This window comes from Nostoc sp. FACHB-190 (assembly GCF_014696905.1).
GTDB lineage: Bacteria > Cyanobacteriota > Cyanobacteriia > Cyanobacteriales > Nostocaceae > Nostoc_B.
The window spans coordinates 1-1,989 of the sequence record NZ_JACJQW010000109.1 but is presented as its reverse complement, the minus strand read 5'-3'; the positions used below and the strand labels follow the sequence as shown (position 1 = coordinate 1,989).

Here is a 1,989-nt window from a genome sequence, read left to right as displayed (position 1 = left end):
AGTTAATTGTCGCTCCTTTTCCTGATCTTCAACGAGGGTCTGACCAGTTTTTTTTCAACAATTCTCTCAAAGCCTCTTGACAAAAGACTTACAGCTTTAACTTGTCACCAATGGGCAGGGGTAAGTAATATATTGGGTGGTGGTTTTATCGCGATCGTCGCAGGTAACGCTGACATCTGGGTAGGTGTAGTTATTTGTGCCGACAATATTAATTCGTAGGTCTGAAGTTGCAGTTTCGCAGCCACTCCCTTCTAAATGATTGGTAAACAATGTGATCAATCTGGCAGCAAGTAAGCTATGGTTTTTGCTACCACCAGTCATGGCATAGATACCCATAGGATAAACTTGACCGTTGATCAGTTCGTGTTTTTCTAGTTGCTGTTCTTCCCAAGCAAAGTATTCTTCGGGGGTTAAGTTTTTGGGTTTGTCTTTAGCTGCGATCATTTTTGGGTAATTGGTAATACTTTGATTTTATTCGCTATCCCCTAACTAACTTTTCGTTGGCAAAGAAAGAACCTGTACTTCGCTGATTTTGGACAACTGCTTATCATTGGTAATCAAAACTGCTGCACACTCCCAAGCACTCGCGAGAATAACAGCATCAGGCATCTTTAAGCTATATTTTCGCCTTATATTGAATTGTTTTGTCGGCAATAGTAGTCTCTAGAGATACTTCGATAAGAGTTTTTAGGGTTGAACGAATTAAATTATCTTCCTGCGAAGATAAACCCTTAAAAGATAAAATTTCAATACTTGTGATGACAGAATAACCTATGTTACCATTGGGTATGGGTTGGGTTAATTCTTGATTGAACAATGAGATCAAAATATTAGTATCAATGAGATAATCCAGTTTCATCCCACTCACTCCGAATTTGCTCTTGCCAAGCTAAAGCATTAACCCCTTGAAAAGCTGTAATTTTTCCTGAGAGTTGGTTAATGGGATGCTCTGAAGTATGATCAGGATTAGATTGATCATCAACTGGTTGACTATGGAGTTTTTGACTCAGATATTGCAAAATCTCCTGTTGTTCTGTCCAAGATAATTGTTCAAGTAAACTAAATACTTGTTCCTTGGTAATTTGCAAGTTCAGCATTGCTTAAATCTCCATATTTTCTATTAGATAATCGGTAATATTTTTATTTTATTTGCTGTTACCTTTTTCAAACAAACAGTTTTTGGAGTAAGCCTCTTTTGAACTTTTCAGTTTGCTCGATTTGGCGGAAGAGGGTTTCGATTTTTTTATCAATTGCGGTTAGGAAGTTGGCTATTTTTTCTTGTTCTTCTTTAGAAGGAGCAAACAATTTAAAGCGTAATAACTTGTTTACAGAAAGACCGGGCTGGGCTGATGACTCTGACAGTTTATTAAGATTGTAGTAATCAAGTCTCTGAGCAAGCCATTCGGTATTAGCCGTGTCATTTGCTCGACAAGCAATTGCATGTTCTGAAATATAAGCTTTTCCATAGGTGCGATGAATATTTCCACATAATGCGCCTTGTCTACCGATCAAAAAATAAAAGCCGTCATGAGTAAATTTTTCTGTGTATCCTCTTAAGCCATTCCCCCCAAATACTGGATAAGTACCATATTCAGTTATTTCATCAGAAGTAATCCCGTAACCGCTTTTGAATTCTGAAAATAATTCTTCCAATCTTTTCCTTTTCCAATCAGGGAACGGAGAACCGATCGCACTCTTAAACCGAATTTTTTGAGCGAATATTTTCTGCATAACGCCGCGTTTGTAGGTTTGCAGCAGTTCCCGTTTGCGGCGGAGTTGGTTTAGGCGCGTATCCACTGCCCCCAAAAAAATAGCAATCTTTTCTTGTTCGGCGATTTTGGGAAAATGCAAATAAAACTTACGCTGTGTCGTTATACAATACCGTTGCCAAAATAAGAGCATGAAGAGGTAGGGCGTTTCGTAGTAGAGTTATTGTCTCTCACAACGACAACTCAGAAACTACTAGCCGCCCATGCCCGACATCTTATC

General features: G+C 38.6%; 5 protein-coding genes. All 5 read right to left on the bottom strand.

Features of this window, described 5'->3' with window-relative positions:
• Nucleotides 1-96: 96 nt before the first annotated feature.
• Nucleotides 97-444, bottom strand: a complete 348-nt coding sequence (locus tag H6G28_RS36370; RefSeq protein WP_242054754.1) for a Uma2 family endonuclease — start codon at nt 442-444, stop codon at nt 97-99.
• A 45-nt stretch (nt 445-489) separates the two neighbouring features.
• Entirely contained in the window at nt 490-609 is a 120-nt protein-coding gene (locus H6G28_RS37910; protein WP_397330365.1) for a hypothetical protein, read from the bottom strand.
• Nucleotides 610-616: 7 nt separating this feature from the next.
• The gene (locus H6G28_RS36540) at nt 617-826 is read right to left on the bottom strand and encodes a PIN domain-containing protein (RefSeq protein ID WP_199333029.1); all 210 of its coding nucleotides are present in this window, start codon (nt 824-826) and stop codon (nt 617-619) included.
• A 10-nt stretch (nt 827-836) separates the two neighbouring features.
• Nucleotides 837-1,097, bottom strand: a complete 261-nt coding sequence (locus H6G28_RS36360; protein WP_190678276.1) for a hypothetical protein — start codon at nt 1,095-1,097, stop codon at nt 837-839.
• Between the two features lie 67 nt (nt 1,098-1,164).
• Entirely contained in the window at nt 1,165-1,902 is a 738-nt protein-coding gene (locus H6G28_RS36355) for a restriction endonuclease subunit S (RefSeq protein WP_206758281.1), read from the bottom strand.
• Nucleotides 1,903-1,989 lie beyond the last annotated feature (87 nt).